Consider the following 19,343-nt stretch of genomic DNA (forward strand, 5'->3'; position numbering starts at 1 on the left):
GCTAAAGCCCCAGCGCCTTGCGCAGTTCGGCGTTGATGCGGCTCTGCCAGCCCGGCCCGGTCGCGCGGAAGGCATCCAGAACCGCGCGATCGAGACGCAGCGTCACCTGCTGCTTGGGATCGGCGGAGGGGGGGCGGCCGGGGCGGGTGAGCGTGCCGGAGGCGGGGCGGATGACGTGGTCGCCGACCCGGACTTCCGCATGGCGAAAGAAGGACGCGTCCAGCTCGGGCGCATCATCCGGATCAATCCAGGGCTGCTTCGTAAAACTGTCTTTCGCGGTCATTGGCATATCTCATCGAAATGATGCGGCGAGATCTGTGTCGGGGCGCCCACACCAATATCACCGCACGGTCATCCAGATAACCATAGGTGATGTAGCGGTCCTCACCATAGTCGATACGATCGTCGAGCGCCGTGAGAATGCGCCCGGCGAAAATTCGGGCTGCATCCGCAAAATCAAGCCCTCTTTCCGCCAGCGTCTTTTCCCGTTTGGCGGGATCGAAACTGATCTTCATCATAGCCTCCTGGCGCCATCGCGTCGGAGGCACGTGATGCGCCTCAGCCTTTCCTGCCAGTTACATTAGTGTAAGGGCGCTGCCCGCGCAACAATATTCGTAACTACAGAAATTACTCCGCCGCCAGCAGGGCTTCGGCGCTCTGCAGGTTGACGGAGACGAGGCGGCTGACGCCCTGTTCGACCATGGTGACGCCGAACAGGCGGTGCATGCGCGCCATGCTGACGGCATTGTGGGTGACGATGAGGTAGCGGGTGCTGGTCTGCGCCACCATGGCGTCGAGCAGGTCGCAGAAGCGCTCGACATTGGCGTCGTCCAGCGGCGCGTCCACTTCGTCCAGCACACAGATCGGCGCTGGGTTGGTGAGGAACAGGCCGAAGATGAGCGCGACGGCGGTCAGCGCCTGCTCGCCGCCGGACAGGAGCGTCAGCGCGGCGAGTTTCTTGCCCGGCGGCTGGGCCATGATTTCGAGGCCTGCTTCGAGCGGATCGTCGCTGTCGATGAGTTCGAGATGCGCCTGCCCGCCGTTGAAGAGCGTGGTGAAGAGGCGGCGGAAATGGCCGTCCACCGCTTCGAATGCCGCGAGCAGGCGCTGGCGGCCTTCGCGGTTCAGGCTGCCGATGGAGCCGCGAAGCTGGTGGACGGCGGTCGTGAGTTCGGCGCTTTCGGCGCGGCTGGTGGCCTGTGCGCTCTCCAGCTCCTCCAGTTCCTGCGCCGCGACGAGGTTGACCGGGCCGATCCTTTCGCGGTCGGCGGCGAAGCGGTCATGGTCGGCCTGTTCGGTCTGGGCGATGCGGATGTCGGCGCTCGCGAAGCCGAGCTTTTCGGGCAGGACAGGGGGCGGGCACTCGAAGCGTTCGCCCGAGAGGCGGTTGGTTTCGATGCGGCGTTCGTCGGCGGCTTCGGCGCGGGCGGTGGCGGTGGCGCGGGCCTCGCGCGCGGCGGCGAGGGTTTCGCCCGCCTGCGCGGCGAGCGCTTCGGCGGCGCGAAGGGCGGCTTCGGCCTCCTGCTCGGCGCGGCGGGCGGCGTCGGCGTCCTGCGTCAGGGTGGCGCCGCTGGATTCGAGGGCGGCAATGGTGCCCGTCAGCGCGTCCGGTTGATCGGCGAGCTTCGCCTGCTCGGCGGCGATTTCTTCGGCGCGGCCGACCATGGCGGCGATGCGTTTCGCCGCTTCGCCCGCGCGGGCGCGCCAGCCTCTGATTTCCGCGTCGGCGGCGGCCTGACGCTCGCGGTCGGCGGCCAGCGCGCGGTCGGCGAGCGCCTGTTCGGCCTGCAACTGGCTGACGGCGGCGCGGGCCTTCTCGCTGGCGTGGGAAAGGGCGGCGACGAGATCGCGGGTTTCCGCGCCATCGGGAATGGCAGCGCGGGCGGCCTGCGCCTTGTCCCGCTCAGCGCGGGCGGCCTCCTCGTCGCGGCGGGCGGTGGCGAGCCGCTCCTCGACGCCCTCGCGCCGCCCGGCGAGGCGTTCGAGCGCGGTGGTGGCCTCGTCCGCCGCGCGGATGGCGGCGCGCAGCGTCTGTTCGGCCTGTGCGAAGGCAGCGCGGGCCTGTGCCAGAGCCTGCGCCGCGGCCTGTTCGCGAGCGCGCGCGTCGGCCTGTGCTGCGGTGGCGGCGTCGACTTCGGCCTGCGCGGCGGGGCGGACGGCAGCGAGCGCTTCGAGGCGATTGAGGCGGATGAGCCGCTCCGCCGCTGCCGCGCCGCCCTCCAGCGCGACATAGCCGTCCCATCGGCGCATCTGGCCATCGCGCGTCACGAGCCGCTGGCCGACGGTGAGTGGCTGGCCCGTGTCGGTTTCGGCCACCGCCACCTGCGCCAGACGGCGGGCGAGTTGCGCCGGGGCTTCGACATGCGCCGCGAGGGGTGCCGTGCCTTCGGGCAGGGCGGGGTCGCCGGGCAGCGGGGCGGCCCCCGACCAGCGCCTCTTGCCCTCGGCGGCGACGGGCGCTTCGAGATCGTCGCCCAGCGCGGCGGCGAGCGCGCGTTCATAGCCCGGCGCGGCCTTCAGACGGTCGAGCGCGCGTCCGGTGCCGCTGCCGCTCTCAGTCGCGCGGCGGAGCGCTGCGGCTTCGCTGTCGAGCGCGGCGAGCGCCGCCTGCGCCGACGCAAGCCTAGTCTGAGCAGTGGAGCGGTCTTCCGCAGCGGCGCGTTGCTGCGCCTCGGCGGTCGCGATCGCCGTTTCGGCCGTCGCGCGCTCCGCCTGTGCGGCGGCCTGTTGCGCGATCGCCGTTTCACGCTGCGCCTCCAGTGGCGCGGGGTCGGGGAGAGCGCCCGCTTCGGCGGCGAGGCGCGCCACTTCGCGTTCGGCACGGTCGAGCCGGGTGCGCGCGGCGGCTACGGCAGCCTCCGCGACACGCAGTTCGGCCTGTTCGGCGGCCTGTGTCGCCATGGCCTTCGCCAGAGCCACTTCGGCGTCGCGCGCGGCGGCTTCCGCTTGCGCCATATGGGTGGCGAAAGCAGGCCGGTGCTTTTCGGTGTCCGCGATACGGCTCTTGAGCGCCGCGGTCTCGGCGGTGAGGCGGGCGATGGCGTCGGCGGCGTCGTTGGCGAGCGTGCCTTCGCGCGCGCGGTCCTCCTCCAGCCTGCCAGCCTGCTGCGAGAGGTCGGCGAGGCGGCGGACCGCCGAATCGCGTTCGGTGCGAAGCGCGGCGAGGCGGTGGCCCGCTTCGCTGGCGGCGTCCCGTGCGGTCTGCGCGGCGGCGCGACGGTCGGCGAGGGTGGCCAGAGCGGCTTGTGCGGCGGCGGTGGCATCCGCTTGGCCCGCCTGCGCGGCGGTGACGGCGGCGTCGGCCTGACGGGCTTCGGCGCGGGCGGCTTCGGCGCTGGCATTGGCCTCGCGCCAGCGGGCGAAGAGAGTGCGCGCTTCGGCGATACGAATTTGTTCGGACAGCGCGATATAGCGCTCGGCCGCCCGTGCCTGCCGCCGCAGGCTGGCGGCGCGCGTATCCATGTCGATCAGGATTTCGTCGAGCCGGGCGAGATTGGCTTCGGCGGCGCGCAATTTCTGTTCGGCGTCCTTGCGCCGGACATGAAGGCCCGCAATTCCCGCCGCTTCCTCCAGCATGGCGCGGCGTTCCTGCGGGCGGGCGGCGATGACGGCGGCGATCCGGCCCTGACTGACGAGAGCGGGGCTGTGCGGGCCGGTCGCGGCGTCGGCGAAGATCAGCGCCACGTCCTTGGCGCGCACGTCGCGGCCATTGGCGCGATAGGCGCTGCCCGCGCCACGCTCGATCCGGCGGGTGACTTCGAGTTCGCCGTCAGCGCCGACCTCGACTGCGGAGAAAAGCTCGCCCTGTTCCTGAATCGTCAGCAGGGATACTTCGGCGAAATCTCGGCTGGGGCGAGAGGCGGTTCCGGCGAAGATGACATCCTCCATCCCGCCGCCGCGCATGGAACGGGCGCTCGATTCGCCCATGACCCAGCGGATCGCTTCGAGGAGGTTGGACTTGCCGCACCCGTTGGGGCCGACGATGCCGGTCAGACCCGGCTCGATGCGCAGTTCGGTCGCATCGACGAAGCTCTTGAAGCCGGAGAGCTTGAGCCGCTTTATCTGCACGGGAAAGCGCCGGAGCGGATCGCAGCCGCCCCGGCCCCCTTATCAAGACTGGTTCGCCCCCCGGCGCCCAATCAGAGACCCGCTTCCTTGAGCTTGGGCTGAAGCGAGGCCCAGTTGGCGACATTGTCGAGCAGGACGCCGTTGATGAGGAAGCTGGGCGTGCCCGAGATATTATACTGGCTGTTGGTCGTCTCCACAGCCTTGGCCAGCCGCTCGGCAGCGGCGGTGTCCGCGAGGCACTGTTTGGCCTGATCGGCGGAAATGCCGCGCTGCTGGGCAAATTCGACGAGGCCCGCGACCCGCGCGAGCGTGGCGAAGCGCTCGGCGGGCGCCATGGTGTCGACCGCCTTGAGTTCGGCATCCTTGCCCTGCACCCGGTCGAACATCGCACTCTGGTTGGCGAAGAACTGTTCGGACAGCGGGTAGAAAATATCCTTGCCGCCGCAGCGGGCGAGCAGCGCGGTGGTGAGGTCGATGGGATCGCGCACATAGGTGCGGAATTCGAAATTCATCTTGCCGGTGTCGACCAGCTTGCGGATTTCCTCCGACGCTTCGGCGGAAAAGTCGCGGCAGTGGCTGCATGTGTAGGAGCCATCTTCGACCAGCTTCACCTTGGCCGACGGATTGCCCATGAGGAAGGTGCCCTCGGGCGTCTGCGCCACGGTCTGCGACCAGCTCGTGCCCGCAGGGGCGGCGACGGCGGCGACGGGTTCGCCGGAAGGCTTTGCGCTGTCCTCGCCCTTGCCGCAGGCGGCGAGCGAGAGGCTGAGCGACAGGGCGGCGATAACGGGAAGGGCTTTCACGGCGGACATGGCTCCGAAAACAGATCTTGTGATGCGCGGTTTAGATCAGCGCGCGGGCGCGGGCAATGCGGCCTTGAGCTGGTCCCAGGTGGACCCCTTCACCAGAGTGCCATCCACGACGAAGCCGGGCGTGCCGGTGATCTTCACCCTGTTCCATGCTTCGTCGGTCATGGCGAGCACCTGCTTCATCGACTGGGCGCTGGCGACGCAGGCATTGAGCTGCGCGCTGGTGAAGCCGCGCTTGTTCATGAGCGCGTAGAGGCCGGTCTTCTGCCCGATGTCCTGAAGCGCGGCGACCTGATCGACGGGCCGGGCGTCGGCGGAACCGTCATAGGCGACGATCTGCGGCATCCACGCATCCTGATTGGCGAACAGCGCTTCATGGTTGCCCATGAACCTGGCGGGGCCGCCGCAGCGGGCGAGGAGCGCGGCGGCGAGGTCATATTTGTCGCGCACGGCGTTGCGCACTTCGACGCCGACCTTGCCGCTTTTTACATAATCGGCCTTGAGCGGGGCCGTCCCGTCGCGAACGAAATGGGCGCAGTGCGAGCAGGTGTAGCTTACATATTCGACGAGTTTTGTCTGCGCGGCGGGATTGCCCATATAGTGACCGCCGATGGGCGTCATGGTGACGCGGCTCACCCAGTTGACGGCGGGCGCAGCGGCGAGCGCCGCGGGGATGGCGAGCAGGACGAGCGACAGGATCTTCTTCATGGGGATGCTTCCGTGGGGCAGAACGACCGTTCAGCCGATCTTGGGCAAACCGCTGGAGTTGGCAAGACCCTGCGCCAGCGATTCGAGCACCGCGCGCAATTCGGGATCGCCGATGTCGCGCAGCGAATCGCCCAGCTCGACCGGCACGGGCTTGAGGTTGCGGGGCGGCGGGCGGCGTTCGGCCTGCGCCGGGCCGATCTCCCCCTGCCGCAGTGCCACTTTCGAGACGGCGGCATAGCCGAAGAAGCGGTTCACCCGCTCCACGATCTCGGGCAGCATATGCTGGATCATGGGCGCATGGCCGCTCATGACGGTCAGTTGCAGCGTGCCGCCCGCCTTCTTGCCGACCGGAAAGCGGATCGATTCGGGCGCGGATATGGCGGCATAATGCGATCCCGCAATCTCCGCCCAGCGCGTGACGATGCTCGATTGCACGAAGCCGAACTTGCGGAAAGCGGCGCGGCCGATGTCGGGCATCAGGTCCGCAATGGCGCGCGGACCGCCCGTGCGCGGCCGTTCCGTCGCGGGCGCGGCCTTGGTCTTCAATTTGGGCGTGGCCGGGCGTTCCGTCATGACCCGCTTCATGGCATAGGGCCGCCATGCGCGTCGAGGGCAGAGACAGAAAAATCGCGGGCGACCTGCTCGCTCACTATGACGTTCATGCGCGCAGGCTGCCGTGGCGCGTGCCGCCGGGGAGCAATGGCGCCGATCCCTATCGGGTGTGGCTGTCCGAAGTGATGCTCCAGCAGACGACGGTGGCGGCGGTTGGTCCCTATTATACGAAATTCACCGAGCGCTGGCCGACGGTCGAGGCGCTGGCGGATGCCGCGGACGCCGACCTGATGGCGGCATGGGCGGGCCTTGGCTATTATGCGCGCGCCCGCAACCTGCTCGCCTGCGCGCGGGCGGTGGCGCGGGAGCATGGCGGGCGCTTCCCCGATACGGAAGAAGGGCTGCGCGCCCTGCCCGGTGTGGGCGCCTATACCGCCGCCGCAGTCGCCGCCATCGCCTTCGGGCGGCGGGCGGTCGTGGTGGACGCCAATGTCGAGCGGGTGGTGGCGCGGCTCTTCGCCATCGCGACGCCGCTGCCCGCCGCGCGTGCGGAGATACGCGCGGCGGCGGAGCGGATCACGCCAGATACGCGCGCGGGCGATTTCGCGCAGGCGATGATGGATCTGGGCGCGACGGTCTGCACCCCGCGCAAGCCCGCCTGCGGTGTCTGCCCGCTGCGGGAGGATTGCGCGGCCTTCGCCACCGCCGATCCCGCCGCTTTCCCGGTGAAGGCGCCGAACAAAGCGAAACCGCATCGCTCCGGCCATGGCTGGTGGATGGAGCGGGACGGCCATGTCTGGCTGGTGCGCCGTCCCGACAGGGGCATGCTGGGCGGGATGCGGGCGCTGCCGAGTTCCGACTGGAGCGACGCGCCCGACCCGGCTCCGCCCATGGCGGGGGACTGGCGGACCGTAGGGGAGCCGGTGCTGCACATCTTCACGCATTTCTCTCTGGCGCTGCGCGTCCACCATGCCCATGTGGAAGCCGCGCCTGCGGGCGAGGGCGAGTGGTGGCCCGTCGACCGGATCGGCGAGGCGGGGCTGCCGACGCTGTTCGCGCGCGCGGCGGAAGCGGTGAGAAAGGATCGGGATGCACGGAACTGAGGCGCGAGGCCGGATGCCGGGCTTTGTCGGCGGGACGCTGGACCGGGTCGATCATATCCGCACCAATGCTGTCCTGCTGGCCGACGCTTTTGCCGATCCGAAGGCGCGACTGCTGGTGATGGACGGGCTGGAGCCGGTCGAGGCGGACGGGCATCTGCTGTTCGAGCCGCTGGGGCCGGGCGCGTGGGTGGAGGATCATGTCCTGTTGGGCGTCGATCCGCTCGGGCGGCCGATCTTCGCAAGGCTGGTCGCCGACCTGGGCGCCAATCTGGTGCCGACATCGCGCAGCCGCGCCATCGCGGAACTGGTCCCGGCGGAAGAGGTCGCGCTTTACGGCACGGCGCGCAGTCTGGTGCACTGGCATGCGCGGCATCGCTTCTGTTCGGTGTGCGGCGGGGCGAGCGTGCCGGTCAAGGCAGGCTGGTCGCGGCGCTGCACGGCCTGCGCGGCAGAACATTTCCCGCGCACCGATCCGGTCGTCATCATGCTCGCCGAACATCGCGGGCGGGTGCTGGTGGGACGGCAGCATAGCTGGCCCGAGGGGCGCTATTCGGCGCTGGCGGGCTTTGTCGAGCCGGGCGAGACGATCGAGGAAGCGGTCGCGCGCGAACTCTATGAGGAAGCGGGCATCAGGGTGCGCGACGTGCGCTATGTCATGAGCCAGCCCTGGCCGTTCCCGTCCTCGCTGATGATCGCGTGCATCGGCCAGGCGGACGACGATGCACTGACCATCGACGCGACCGAGATCGAGCATGCTTTCTGGTGCGACGCGGCGGGCGTGCGCGCGGCGATGGAGGAGGCGGAAGGCGCGCCGTTCATCGCGCCGCCGCGCATGGCGGTCGCCTGGCATCTGCTCGACCGCTGGCTGGCGGGCGTTGCCCCGTCCGGGCCAAGCGCGTAAGGCCGCCCCTTCCCATCCGGTCAAGAAGGACTATCTCCTCCCGATGCTCAGTCTCGAAGAAGCCCAGTCGCGCGCGCAGGATCTCGTAGGTGCCGCGCGCAAGGCGGGCGCGGATGCGGCCGACGCCATCTATGCCTGCAATGCGTCGACCAATGTCTCGGTGCGGCTGGGGGCGCTGGAGGATGTCGAGCGATCGGAGGGCGAGGAGATCGGCCTGCGCGTTTTCATCGGCCAGCGATCCGCCAGTATTTCCGCGTCGGACATGAACCCGGCGACTTTAGGCACGCTGGTCGACCGCTGCATCGCGATGGCGCGGGAAGCGCCCGAAGATCCCTATGCGGGCCTTGCGCCCGAGGACCGGCTGATGCGCCGGCGCGCGCCCGCGCTGGACCTCACCGACACGGAAGAGCCGGAACCCGCAGCCATGCGCGAGCGGGCGCTGGAGGCGGAGGATGCGGCGCGGTCCGTGCCCGGCGTCACCAACAGCGAGGGCGGCGGCGCGTCCACCGGGCGCAGTCAGGTGGCGCTGGCGACCAGCCACGGCTTTGTGGGCGCCTATGCAGGCACGAGCCATTCGACCTGGGCCAGCGTGCTGGCGGGCGAAGGCGCAGGGATGCAGCGCGATCATGCCAGCCACAATGTCCGCCATCTCGAAGACCTCGACGATGCCGAGGCCATCGGCATCCGCGCCGGGCAGCGGGCGGTGGCGCGGCTCAATCCGGTCAAGGTCGAAAGCGGCGTCATGCCGGTGATCTTCGACCCGCGCATCGGCTCCAGCCTGATCGGCCATCTGGTGAGCGGCATGGTCGGTCCGGCTATCGCGCGGCGGTCGAGCTTCCTGCTCGACATGCTGGGCGAGGCGATCTTCGACAGCGGCGTCACCATTATCGACGATCCGCTGCTGCCGCGCGGCCTCAGGTCGCGGCCTTTCGATGGCGAGGGGCTGCCGGTGGAGCAGCGGGCGCTGATCGACCGGGGCGTGCTGACCGGATGGCTGATGGACAGCGCGTCGGCGCGGCAACTCGGGCTGGAGCCGACCGGCCATGCGAGCCGGGGCGGCAGCGGCGCGCCGGGCGCAAGCGTCACCAACGTCCATATGGAGCCGGGCGATGCGTCCCCGGGCGACCTGATGGCCGACGTGAAACGCGGCCTTTACGTCACCGAACTCATCGGCATGGGCGTCAACGGCGTGACCGGCGACTATAGCCGGGGCGCGGCGGGCTTCCTGATCGAAAATGGCGCGGTCGCCCACGCGGTGTCGGAAATCACGATTGCCGGGAACCTCAGGGACATGTTCCGCACGTTGGTGCCGGCGAACGACCTGCATTTCCGCTACGCCATCAACGTGCCGACGATCCGCGTCGACGGGATGACCGTTGCCGGGGGATGATGTCTTTCTGCGCGCGACGGTTTCCGCCGTCGCCGATGCCGCCGACCATGCTCTGACGCTGTGGGCGGGCGGCGAGACGCGCGTGCGCCAGTGGGAGAAAGTGCCGGGTCATCCGGTCTGCGAGGCGGACCTGTCGGTGGACGCCATGCTGCGCGAGCGGCTGGCGGCGATCGACCCGGAGGCGGGCTGGCTTTCCGAGGAAACGGCGGATACCGCGCACCGGCTGGGCGTGTCGCGGGTGTGGGTGGTCGATCCCATCGACGGCACGCGCGATTATCTGCGCGGGCGTCCGGGCTGGGCCGTGTCGGTCGCGCTGGTCGAGGATGGCGCGCTGCGGCTCGGCATTCTCGCCGCACCTGCGCGCAACGAACTGTGGATCGCGCAGGCGGGCCGGGGCGCAAGCCGCAACGGGCGGACGCTGCGGGCGGGCGACCGGACCGCGCTGCCGGGCGCGCGGGTGCCCGCCGAACAGCTTCCCCGGCAGGACCGGGATCTGACCGCCGTCCCCCGGCCAAACAGCATCGCGCTGCGCATGGCTATGGTCGCGGCGGACGAGGCCGATCTGGTGGCGACGCTGCGGTGGGGCAATGAATGGGATGTCGCGGCGGCCGCGCTGATCTGCGCCGAGGCTGGCGCGGTCGTGACCGACGCGCTGGGCGATCCGATGCGGTTCAACAGCCCCGATCCGACGGCGTTCGGCCTGCTCTGTTCTGCGCCCGGTATCCATGCGGCGGCGGTCGACAGGCTGCGGCCCCGGGTATCCGAAATGGTGGACATGCCGCGCTGACCGCCGCTGCGGTTAAGCACAAGAAACGGTCGGTCGCGTGTTTGGAGCCGTCTGCCGCGCTCCTGAAATCCTCCGCAACCAACCTCAAAGCTGTGGGTTGAGCGCAATTTTTTCCATCTTTTTTGAATCGGATGCCCTGACGCAGCATGAAATGTCTTTTAATGGCACAGATATTGTGATGAACTGACACAGCTAACAAAAGCGCAAACGCTATAAAATGGAGAGGGTTGCGATGGATGACAGGGCGATTCCGTCCTTTGATATACTGCCGGAGCCGGGCTGGCATGCGGCGGCCAATGCCGACACGGTGATGCATTATGCCTCGAAAATCGTGGGTTATCTGGCGTTGGGCGGCGCAATCGTCGCCGGGGTAATGCTCATGTTGCTGTGAACGAGCGCCCTGCCGGGCAATTCACGCTGTTCATCGCTAACTGTGCGTTATGCGGCCTGTGGCCATTAGACGGCCAGTTGGCGTCGTGCTAAAACCTCCCCGACAGACGACTGGACGGTGACGCAAGCCGTTCACGCTGCTAAAAGGTCGTGTCATATAGGACGCGACGCCGTAACGTCATTCAGAGGGGAAGGTCGATTGTCGGTGGATACGGGGCTTTCGGTCCGATCGCCGGAGCGGAGCTACAGGCAGCCTTTGTCGACAGAGGCGCTGCGCGTCGTCATTTACCTGACGCAGATGGCTTTCGATCTGGTGGCGGTGCTGATCGGTTTCGGCCTGTCGGGCCTCATAAGACTGGGCGATGTCGTCTTTGACAGCACGGCGCTCATCAGCCTGCTGCCGATTTTCCTCATCATAAGCTTCTATTCGGGCGCCTATTCCTATGAAGGCATCACGACGCGATCGGGGATCAGCCGCGTTCTGACTTCACTGGCGATCGCGCTCGGTTTCTATGCGCTGGTGCGATTCGCGATCAAGGAAGCGCCCGAGCTTTCGCGCATATATATCTTCCTCGGCATCGCCATCGCCAGCCTCATGCTGATCCTCCAGCGGCTTATCCTGATGCGTCTGGTGCGGGATAAGCTCAATTCGCGCTTCATGCGGCGGCTGCTGGTGATCGACGGTCAGCCTGTCAGCGTGCCCGCAGGGTTCGAGGTCGTCGATGTCGCCGAACATGGCGTCACCGCCGATCCCAACGATCCCCATGCGCTGCACCATATTTCCAGCCTACTGGTCGGCGCGGACCGGGTCGTGGTGTCGGCTTCGGTCGAACGGCGCGAAAGCTGGTCGCTTTACCTCAAGGGCATCGGGTGCAACGGGGAACTGCTGCTGCCCGAACTGCGCACCATCGGCCAGCTTCACGCGACGGACGGATCGACGCTGGTGGGCATTCCGGTATCGAAGGGGCCGCTCGACATCCGCAGCCGGGTGCTCAAGCGCACCTTCGACCTCAGCATCACCGTGCCCGCGATCCTCGCGCTCGCGCCGCTGCTGGCGATCATCGCGGTGGCGGTCAAGCTGTCCAGCCCCGGTCCGATCCTGTTCCGGCAACCGCGCATGGGCCGGGGCAACCGGCTCTTCTACGTCTACAAATTCCGGTCGATGCGCGTCGAGACCAGCGACACGGCGGGCAACCGCTCCGCGTCGCGCGACGACGACCGGATCACGGCGGTTGGCCGCATCCTGCGCCGCACCAGCCTCGATGAACTGCCGCAGCTCTTCAACGTGCTGGAAGGGGACATGAGCCTCGTCGGGCCGCGCCCCCATGCGCTCGGTTCGCTCGCGGGCGATCAGCTCTTCTGGCATATCGACCCGCGCTACTGGCTGCGCCACGCGATCAAGCCGGGCATCACCGGGCTTGCGCAGGTGCGCGGATTCCGCGGCGCGACCGATCATCGCGACGATCTGATGCACCGGTTGCAGGCGGATCTTGAATATCTGTCCGACTGGACGATGACGGGAGACCTGACGATCCTGTTGCGCACCTTCCTGGTCGTGGTGCACAAGAACGCCTATTGACCGGCCTAAAGAAAATCGTTTCCTGTCCGTTATGACGTCAGGTCGGGAGGCACGGCGTCAATAGATGCCTAAAATGGCGTTCACCAGTTCCGCCAAGATTGCAGAAGGTCCGGTCCGATAATTGCCTGATCGGGGCAATCGGGACTTTCGCAAAATGTACATCAATTCGCAGAATATCGTCATGGCGCTGTCTGGCGCCACAAACAACTGGATCAGCGCGGGCAAGACCGCCGCCACACGCACCGGCACCGCAAAGAACGACCAGTTCCACGGCATCAAGGGCGACGTCCTGATCGGCGGCGCCGGGGATGACATCTACACGCTGTGGAACCCCAACGTCACGGTCATCGAAAAGGGCGGCGAGGGCGTCGACACGATCGAGGTGCAATATTATGGCACCATCAAGCTGCCGGACAATATCGAGAATGTCATCCTGAGCCATGAAAGGGCGACCGGAGCGACCGGCAATGCGCTCGCTAACCTGATGATCGCGGGCAAGACCGGCGCGACGCTGGACGGCGGCGCGGGCAACGACGTGCTGGTCGGCGGCGCGGGCGCGGACGTGTTCCGCGTGCAGGCAGGCAACGGATCGGACGTGATCTACAATTTCCAGTCGGGCTGGGACGCGGTCAACCTGTCGGGCTATGGCTTCACCAGCTTCGCCCAGATCCTCGCCAAGTCGGTGCAGGCCGGCACGGATGTCGTCGTCAAGCTGAACAGCAGCGAGACGCTGACCCTGCGCAACATGTCGCTGAAATCGCTGACGGCGGCGGATTTCAACATGCCGCTGAACACGCCCGCGCCCGTGGCGACCGACAAGCTGCTGACGCAGGCCGGACAGGGCTGGAACTCCAACGGCTGGTTCGTGGTCAACAATGCTTGGGGCAGCTCGGCCCTGACAGCAGGCGTGGACTACACGCTCAACAGCGCATTCAGCACCAGCGACATGACGCGCGGCACGACCTTCAACTGGTCCTATCCGCTGACGACCACCGACCAGCGCATTCTGGCCTATCCGGAGCTGATCTTCGGCACCAGCCCGCACAATGCAGCGGGCAATCCGACCGACACGTCCAAGGTGTTTCCGGTGCAGGTGTCCAACCTGTCGAAGCTGACGGTCGATTACGACCTGAGCTACACCGGCAACAAGGGGGGCTTCAACGTCGCCTACGACATCTGGTTCGCCAATTCGCCGACCGCCACGGGCACGAGCGCGGTGACGACCGAACTGATGATCTGGCTGCACAAGGGCGGATTCGAGCCGGGCGGCACCGCCGTGGGCACCTACACCAACGGCGATTTCAGCGCGACCATCTATCACACCGGAACCTACACGGCGCTGGTCGCGGACAAGGAATGGACCAAGGGGTCGATAGACATCGCGGACATCGTGTCCAAGCTCAAGACCATGGGCATCATGTCGGACAGCGAATATCTGCGCTCGATCGAACTGGGTGCGGAAGTGGCGTCGGGCACGGGGTCGATGACGATCAACGGCCTTCAGATCAACGTCGAGACCAAGGATGCGAACGGCGTGTCCAAGGCGATGTCGATCGACGGAACCGGCGCGACGCTCACCCAGCCGTCGGACGCGGTCAAGCCCGTGCCCCCCATCGACCTGCTCGATACGAGTGGCCGGGTGATCGGCACGCAGAAAATCGAACTGTCCACCACCGACAAGACGATCGTCAGCAAATATGACATCGGCGGCAACTTCACCGGTTCCGATGTGACGACGAAGGAAAAGGGCTACGGCCTCGTCCAGCATTTCGACCGCACCTACAAGCTGGCGTCGGCCGAAAAGATCATGCTGAACGCCGACGGATCGACCCAGACGATCTTCTATGACGGCAACTGGGTGATGAAAAACGCCACCAAGGTGACGACCGACGCCAAGGGGCAGGTCACCACCCAATATTATGACGCCAAGTGGATGCCGTCAGGCATGGACATCAAGGTGGACGAAGGCAACGGCTCCACGATGATCAAGCATTACGACGCCAAGTGGGCGCTCACCGGGGCCGAGCGCGTCGTTGTGTCGGGCAACATCACCACGACCTATCATTTCGACACGAGCTGGAAATATACCGGGATCGACAAGCTGATCGTGAACAGCGACGGCAGCCGGACCTATCAGCATCTGGACGCGGCGTCGAAGCTCCAGTCCTATGATGTGGTGAAGCTGGCGGACGGGGTGGAGACGACCACCCATTACAACAGCAAGAACGCCATCACCGGCATCGACAAGATGAGCGCGCGCGCGGACGGTGTTCTGGTGACGCAAAGCTATGACGCGAGCAACAAGCTGATCCAGAACATATTTGTCGGCACCGACCTTGGTGACAAGGTGGTGGGATCGGCGACGAACGCGCATATCTATCTTGGTCTCGGGTCGGACACATTTTCCGGCAGTTCGGGGGTGGAAAATATCCACTTCAACACCGCGATCGGGAATGGCGACGTGGACACGCTGCTGCTGTTCAACTCGACGAAGGACAAGATCGTGCTGCACCACGACATCTTCGACCAGATCGGCGTCGGCAACCTCGCGTCCAGCGCTTTCGTCAAGGGCACGATGGCGATGGATGCGGATGACCGCATCATCTACGACAGCGCGACCGGATCGCTCTATTATGATCCGGACGGATCGGGTTCTGCGCAGCAGATCCTGTTCGCGCACATCACCCCCACCAGCGGGTTCGGCGCGGGCAATTTCGTCATCATGTAAGGGAGCGATCCCGGAAGAACAGGCGCGCGGCGCGGGGAGACCCGTTCCGCGCGCCTTTTCATTTGCGCAGTGTGCGGCGCTTGATTGCCCTAGCGCGCGGGCGTCCGGCTGTGCGGCGCGCTTTTGCCGGAGGGCACGACGCCCGCTCCGCCGCCCTGAGGCTGGGGCGTGACGGGCGCGGCGCGACAGGGATAGCTTTCCTTCAGCGCAACCACGATCACCGACGCCGCCTGACCCGACCGGTTGGACGGATAGGCGCTGAGATAGGTGAGAAACGCCCGGCGCAGGTCGCTCTGCGGCACGGCGGGAGGCGCGCAGAATTCGCGCAGGCCCAGCCACACCTCATAGGCGCGCATCGCGTCATGGACGGCGGCGATATAGGCGAAACAATAGGATATATCGGCCGTGGCGCCGCCCGCGCCGCACCGCCGCTCCAGCTCCGCGGCGGTAAGATAACCCAGTTCGCTTTCCGCGGCGGCGGGAGGCGGCGTCTGCGGGACGGCAGGGACCGGCGGTGTGGCCGCAGCCACCGCCAGCGCGACGAGGGACGCTATCATGCGGCTTCGTTGGCCTCCGGCAACGGTCCCGACGCGATGATGTCGCGCCTGTCGCCTTCCAGATAGAGGGCGGTGAGCACGCCCGAGCGATAGGCTCCGGTGTCGATGCCGATCCGGTTGGCGCAGATTTCCACTTCGGTGGAGATGCTGTGGCCGTGCACCACCATCGCTTCGTGGCGGGTGCGGCGGTCCTCGAGAAATTCGTCGCGAATCCACAGGAGGTCGGCGCGCTTCTGGTTCCTGATCGCGATGCCGGGCCGGATGCCCGCATGGCAGAACAGATAATCGCCCGACCGCGCGGTGAGCGGCAGCGCGCGCAGCCATTCGATCCAGTCGCGCGGAATGGCGCGGCGGAGTTCGGCCAGCACCTCATGCGGGTTGGCGTCGCGCGGGGGCGGTTGCAGGCCGAAGCTGCGCAGCGTGGCGTCGCCGCCGATCCGCATCCATGCGCGCACCATGCCGGCTTCCCCGTCGAGCGCGCGGAGCATCAGTTCCTCATGATTGCCCTGCAACACGATGAGGCGGTCGGTTTTCTGCTGTGCATTGTAGAGAAAGCGCATCACATCGGCCGAAGCAGGCCCTCGATCGACGATGTCGCCCAGCACGATGATGTGGGTCGAGCGAACCGGAGGAAGCGCCTGCGCATGGGTCTCGATGCGCTGCAGCAAATCGCGAAGCTGCTGATAGCAGCCATGGACGTCGCCGATGGCATAGATTCGTTCGCCGCGGTCCGTAGACGGCGGCGCTTGGCTTTTCCTGCCCAGACCGAACACCATGTCACGCTCCCGAAAAATGGTGCAGCTAACGTCACCGTTGTGACCGTCATATGAACAAGATTTGCGTTTCGCGCCAGTGCTGCCGTGCGTCAACATGCCGAAAGAACAGCCGCAGAGCGGGTAACGTCCCATTTTGCGCCGCAGCATAATCGGGGCGGTTCAGTTGAGGGCGAATCGCGCGGGGTGGTTAACGGCGGCGATCGGTCGAAAATGAACATTCCGCCGCCGACCGCAAGAATCGGTCCAGCCGCAACAGCGCCCGACCCTGCCATGTCCTCTGGCCGAACGATTCGTGACGACCGGAAATTCTTTGCACGCGGCGGCGGCGCTGCCCTTTTTGCTTACCGATTAGTGTTAACCCTTTTACGTCCATTTTGAGACAGATGATGCGCGCTCTGCGTTCTTGTGCTCTTGCGAAAAGAGTCCTAAGCTCATCGTTCAGGATGCGTAACATTGGGACCACCATGCGCTTGAAACAGATATTCGTGACGTTGCTGCTGAGCCTTTGCGTAACCGCCTGTTCTACGGCGGGTTCGCGTGAAATCCTGTCCTCGGGCGAACGCTATGAGGTTCAGTCCACCGAGGTCGCCGATTACCGGCTGGGAACGGGCGACCAGATCAAGCTGACGGTGTTCAACGAACCGACGCTTTCGGGCGAATTTGCGGTTGCGGCGAACGGCGCGCTGTCGATCCCGCTGGTCGGCGATATCCCCGCGCTCAACAAGACGCCGGTGGAAATCGGCAAGGCGGTGCAGTCGAAGCTGGCCGAAGGCTATCTGAGGGAACCACGCGTCAGTGTGGAAGTTATCAAGTTTCGACCTTTCTTCATTCTGGGTGAAGTGAAGGCGCCGGGGCAATATCCTTATTCGAGCGGACTGACGGCTCTCAACGCCGTCGCTACCGCCGAAGGCTTCACGCCCCGGGCCGAACGCAAGGTCGCCTATATTCGCCGCGCGGGTTCGACAACCGAGCAGGCATTTCGACTGACACCCGACCTTCAGGTCTGGCCGGGTGATACAATTCGCGTGGGCGAGCGATATTTTTAAATCGCCCGGTCTTGGTTCAGGGGTCAAGCGATGAACGGAAAGATGGCTCAAAACGGGGCGATGCACCACCCGAAGTGGCAGGGTGCGATCACCCTGCTCGTCGCGCTGGGCGTGGCCCAGGCATCGGCACAGCAGTCGGCTGCCCCTCCGGGCGCGGGTGCTCCCACCGGCGCGGCCATCACCGATCCGGCCGAGATTCAGGCCATCGCCGCGCGTCTCGCCGCCGCCATCAGCACGGAAATCGCGCGCATGCCGACCACCAGCACGGTGGAGGATTATGAAGCGGCGATGATCTTCATCCTGGGTCAGGGCGACTACCCGCTCGACGCCATGCTGGGTGCGCTAGACATCTACGAAGCGCAGGGCAACCATTCGCCGGTCATCATGCAGGCGATTGTCAACGCGCGCGAGACGATCAAGCGCCGGTTCCGTCGTGGTACTGCGGCCTTGCAGCAGGGCGGCGGCCTTGGCAATGTGGGCTTCGGCGCCTTTGGCGGCGCGATTGTGGGCGTGGGCGGCGGCGGCGGATCGAACTACACATCCTGATCCTGCGCCATTTCATCAGTTTCGGCCACATGTTCGATTGATACCAACAAAAAAGAACGGCAGGGAGCGATTATGACTAAGGGGGTTTTCGCAGCCAGCCTGCTTGCCTTGAGCACGGCGATGATACCGACGCTGGCAACGGCGCAGTCGGAAACATTGCTGTTGCAGCCAAGTATTCCGCCCGATTTCGACCGTGACCGGAATGTCAGCGTCGTCGAGCGGCCCCGCCCGGACTATGATCCGCTGGGCTGGCGCGCCGGCTCTTTCATCATTTTGCCGCAGGTCCAGTTGGGTCTGGGATACAGCGACAATATCTATCTGGGCCGCGGCGACAAGGTCGATGCGCCCTATCTCTTTGCCACGCCTTCTGTCCGCGCGACGAGCGACTGGGACCGGCATCTCGTGCAGTTGCGCGGTTCCGGCACCATCCGCCGCTTCATCGGCGAATCCGCCCGCAATGAGGATGTGTTTTCGCTGGGCGGAACGGGACGATATGACCTCAGCACCGACATGGCGGTGACGCTGGAAGGGCAGTTCGCCCGCCAGTTCGAATCGCCACTGTCAGGCGAAATCGAAACCGACAACAGCGCGCTGTCGCATTATGACACCGCAACCGTCGCACTGCGCGGAGAATATCGCGCTGGACAGGTCCGGGCGGTTCTGGCGGTCGATCATTCGGTGTTCGACTTCGCGAAGATCAAGTTTCCGGACGGCACCGAGCGCAACCAGCGCTTCCGGGACCGGGATATCAACCGGGTGACGGGCCAGTTGCAATATGCCTTCACGCCCAGCACGGGCCTGTACGGGCAATTATCCTACGGCCGTACCAATTACGACACGGCTTTCATCGGCGGCGTCGAAAATCGCGATTCCAACGGCGTGCGTGCGCTGGCGGGTCTCAATGTCGACATAGCAGGCTTCCTGCGCGGCATCGTCGGCGTCGGCTATCTGTGGCGCAACTATGATTCGCCGCTCTATCGCGACGCGAAGGGTTTTTCGGCCGAGGCGAAGCTGGAATATTTCTTCAGCCCGCTGACCACCTTCACCCTGACCGGGCGACGCGTGATCGAAGACAGCTCGCTGGGAACGGTGGACGCCTATTTCGACAACCGCATCGGCTTGCGGGTGGACCACGAACTGCTGCAGAACCTTATTTTATACGGTCAGGCAGAAGCCGCATTTCAGGACTATATCGGCACAAAACGAAAAAACGATATCTATCGATTCACCGGAGGGGGGCGGTACCTCGCCTCGCGTACTTTCGGGATAGAGGCGGGGCTGTCCTACGGCAAACGAAAGACGAACACGGTCGAGTTCGGTCGCAACTATGGTGAATTCCGGATGCAGGTCGCGCTGATTATCCAGCGTTGATCCGTCCCGGACACAGGCGGCCGACCCAGACG

18 protein-coding genes are annotated in these 19,343 nt (G+C 66.0%); 10 read left to right on the forward strand and 8 right to left on the reverse strand.

Going from position 1 to position 19,343, the window contains the following annotated elements; all coding sequences use genetic code 11:
• Position 1 precedes the first annotated feature (1 nt).
• The 6 genes from SAMIE_RS17950 to SAMIE_RS17975 form a co-directional block, all read right to left on the reverse strand.
• The gene (locus tag SAMIE_RS17950) at positions 2-283 is read right to left on the reverse strand and encodes a BrnA antitoxin family protein (protein WP_066701060.1); all 282 of its coding nucleotides are present in this window, start codon (positions 281-283) and stop codon (positions 2-4) included.
• Positions 243-515, reverse strand: a complete 273-nt coding sequence (locus SAMIE_RS17955) for a BrnT family toxin (RefSeq protein ID WP_066701061.1) — start codon at positions 513-515, stop codon at positions 243-245. Before SAMIE_RS17955 ends, SAMIE_RS17950 begins: the two co-directional genes overlap by 41 nt.
• Positions 516-627: 112 nt before the next feature.
• Positions 628-4,068, reverse strand: a complete 3,441-nt coding sequence (locus SAMIE_RS17960) for a chromosome segregation SMC family protein (RefSeq protein WP_066701062.1) — start codon at positions 4,066-4,068, stop codon at positions 628-630.
• A gap of 71 nt (positions 4,069-4,139) precedes the next feature.
• Positions 4,140-4,871, reverse strand: a complete 732-nt coding sequence (locus SAMIE_RS17965) for a thioredoxin domain-containing protein (protein ID WP_179955654.1) — start codon at positions 4,869-4,871, stop codon at positions 4,140-4,142.
• Between the two features lie 45 nt (positions 4,872-4,916).
• Positions 4,917-5,585 carry a thioredoxin domain-containing protein gene (locus tag SAMIE_RS17970; protein ID WP_066701063.1) on the reverse strand — a complete coding sequence of 223 codons (669 nt, stop codon included), beginning with the start codon at positions 5,583-5,585 and terminating at the stop codon, positions 4,917-4,919.
• A gap of 30 nt (positions 5,586-5,615) precedes the next feature.
• On the reverse strand, positions 5,616-6,158 hold the full coding sequence (locus SAMIE_RS17975; RefSeq protein WP_066701109.1) for a DUF721 domain-containing protein: 543 nt from the start codon (positions 6,156-6,158) through the stop codon (positions 5,616-5,618).
• Between the two features lie 26 nt (positions 6,159-6,184).
• Between SAMIE_RS17975 and mutY the strand changes: the two genes are divergently transcribed.
• The 7 genes from mutY to SAMIE_RS18005 all read left to right on the forward strand — a co-directional run bounded on the left by mutY (position 6,185) and on the right by SAMIE_RS18005 (position 15,015).
• A complete protein-coding gene (mutY, locus tag SAMIE_RS17980; RefSeq protein ID WP_066701064.1) occupies positions 6,185-7,240 on the forward strand; it encodes an A/G-specific adenine glycosylase in 1,056 nt (351 codons plus the stop codon).
• Positions 7,227-8,141, forward strand: coding sequence for an NAD(+) diphosphatase (gene nudC / locus SAMIE_RS17985; protein ID WP_066701065.1), 915 nt, complete (start codon positions 7,227-7,229; stop codon positions 8,139-8,141). The genes mutY and nudC overlap by 14 nt, the downstream gene beginning before the upstream one ends.
• Before the next feature lie 43 nt (positions 8,142-8,184).
• The gene (locus SAMIE_RS17990; protein ID WP_066701066.1) at positions 8,185-9,531 is read left to right on the forward strand and encodes a TldD/PmbA family protein; all 1,347 of its coding nucleotides are present in this window, start codon (positions 8,185-8,187) and stop codon (positions 9,529-9,531) included.
• The gene (locus tag SAMIE_RS17995) at positions 9,518-10,318 is read left to right on the forward strand and encodes a 3'(2'),5'-bisphosphate nucleotidase CysQ (RefSeq protein WP_066701067.1); all 801 of its coding nucleotides are present in this window, start codon (positions 9,518-9,520) and stop codon (positions 10,316-10,318) included. Before SAMIE_RS17990 ends, SAMIE_RS17995 begins: the two co-directional genes overlap by 14 nt.
• Positions 10,319-10,550: 232 nt before the next feature.
• Positions 10,551-10,709, forward strand: a complete 159-nt coding sequence (locus SAMIE_RS23475) for a hypothetical protein (RefSeq protein WP_157077765.1) — start codon at positions 10,551-10,553, stop codon at positions 10,707-10,709.
• A 204-nt stretch (positions 10,710-10,913) separates the two neighbouring features.
• Positions 10,914-12,287: an exopolysaccharide biosynthesis polyprenyl glycosylphosphotransferase gene (locus tag SAMIE_RS18000; protein WP_232037435.1), complete on the forward strand. Its 1,374-nt coding sequence runs from the start codon at positions 10,914-10,916 to the stop codon at positions 12,285-12,287.
• A gap of 154 nt (positions 12,288-12,441) precedes the next feature.
• Positions 12,442-15,015, forward strand: a complete 2,574-nt coding sequence (locus SAMIE_RS18005; RefSeq protein ID WP_066701068.1) for a GH12 family glycosyl hydrolase domain-containing protein — start codon at positions 12,442-12,444, stop codon at positions 15,013-15,015.
• 89 nt (positions 15,016-15,104) lie between these two features.
• Here SAMIE_RS18005 and SAMIE_RS18010 read toward each other — a convergent pair whose 3' ends face one another.
• Positions 15,105-15,572, reverse strand: a complete 468-nt coding sequence (locus SAMIE_RS18010) for a Rap1a/Tai family immunity protein (protein WP_066701069.1) — start codon at positions 15,570-15,572, stop codon at positions 15,105-15,107.
• Positions 15,569-16,348 (reverse strand): metallophosphoesterase family protein, encoded by a 780-nt coding sequence (locus SAMIE_RS18015; RefSeq protein WP_066701070.1) that lies wholly within the window; start codon positions 16,346-16,348, stop codon positions 15,569-15,571. Before SAMIE_RS18015 ends, SAMIE_RS18010 begins: the two co-directional genes overlap by 4 nt.
• 383 nt (positions 16,349-16,731) lie before the next feature.
• Here SAMIE_RS18015 and SAMIE_RS18020 point away from each other — a divergent pair, with 383 nt between their 5' ends.
• From SAMIE_RS18020 to SAMIE_RS18030, 3 genes are all read left to right on the forward strand, one after another.
• A complete protein-coding gene (locus SAMIE_RS18020) occupies positions 16,732-17,394 on the forward strand; it encodes a polysaccharide biosynthesis/export family protein (RefSeq protein ID WP_232037296.1) in 663 nt (220 codons plus the stop codon).
• Between the two features lie 30 nt (positions 17,395-17,424).
• Complete coding sequence (locus tag SAMIE_RS18025) at positions 17,425-17,940, forward strand: hypothetical protein (protein ID WP_066701071.1); 516 nt, start codon at positions 17,425-17,427, stop codon at positions 17,938-17,940.
• Between the two features lie 72 nt (positions 17,941-18,012).
• Positions 18,013-19,311, forward strand: coding sequence for an outer membrane beta-barrel protein (locus SAMIE_RS18030; protein WP_066701072.1), 1,299 nt, complete (start codon positions 18,013-18,015; stop codon positions 19,309-19,311).
• Positions 19,312-19,343 lie beyond the last annotated feature (32 nt).

It is taken from the genome of Sphingobium amiense, from assembly GCF_003967075.1.
GTDB classification, from domain to species: domain Bacteria; phylum Pseudomonadota; class Alphaproteobacteria; order Sphingomonadales; family Sphingomonadaceae; genus Sphingobium; species Sphingobium amiense.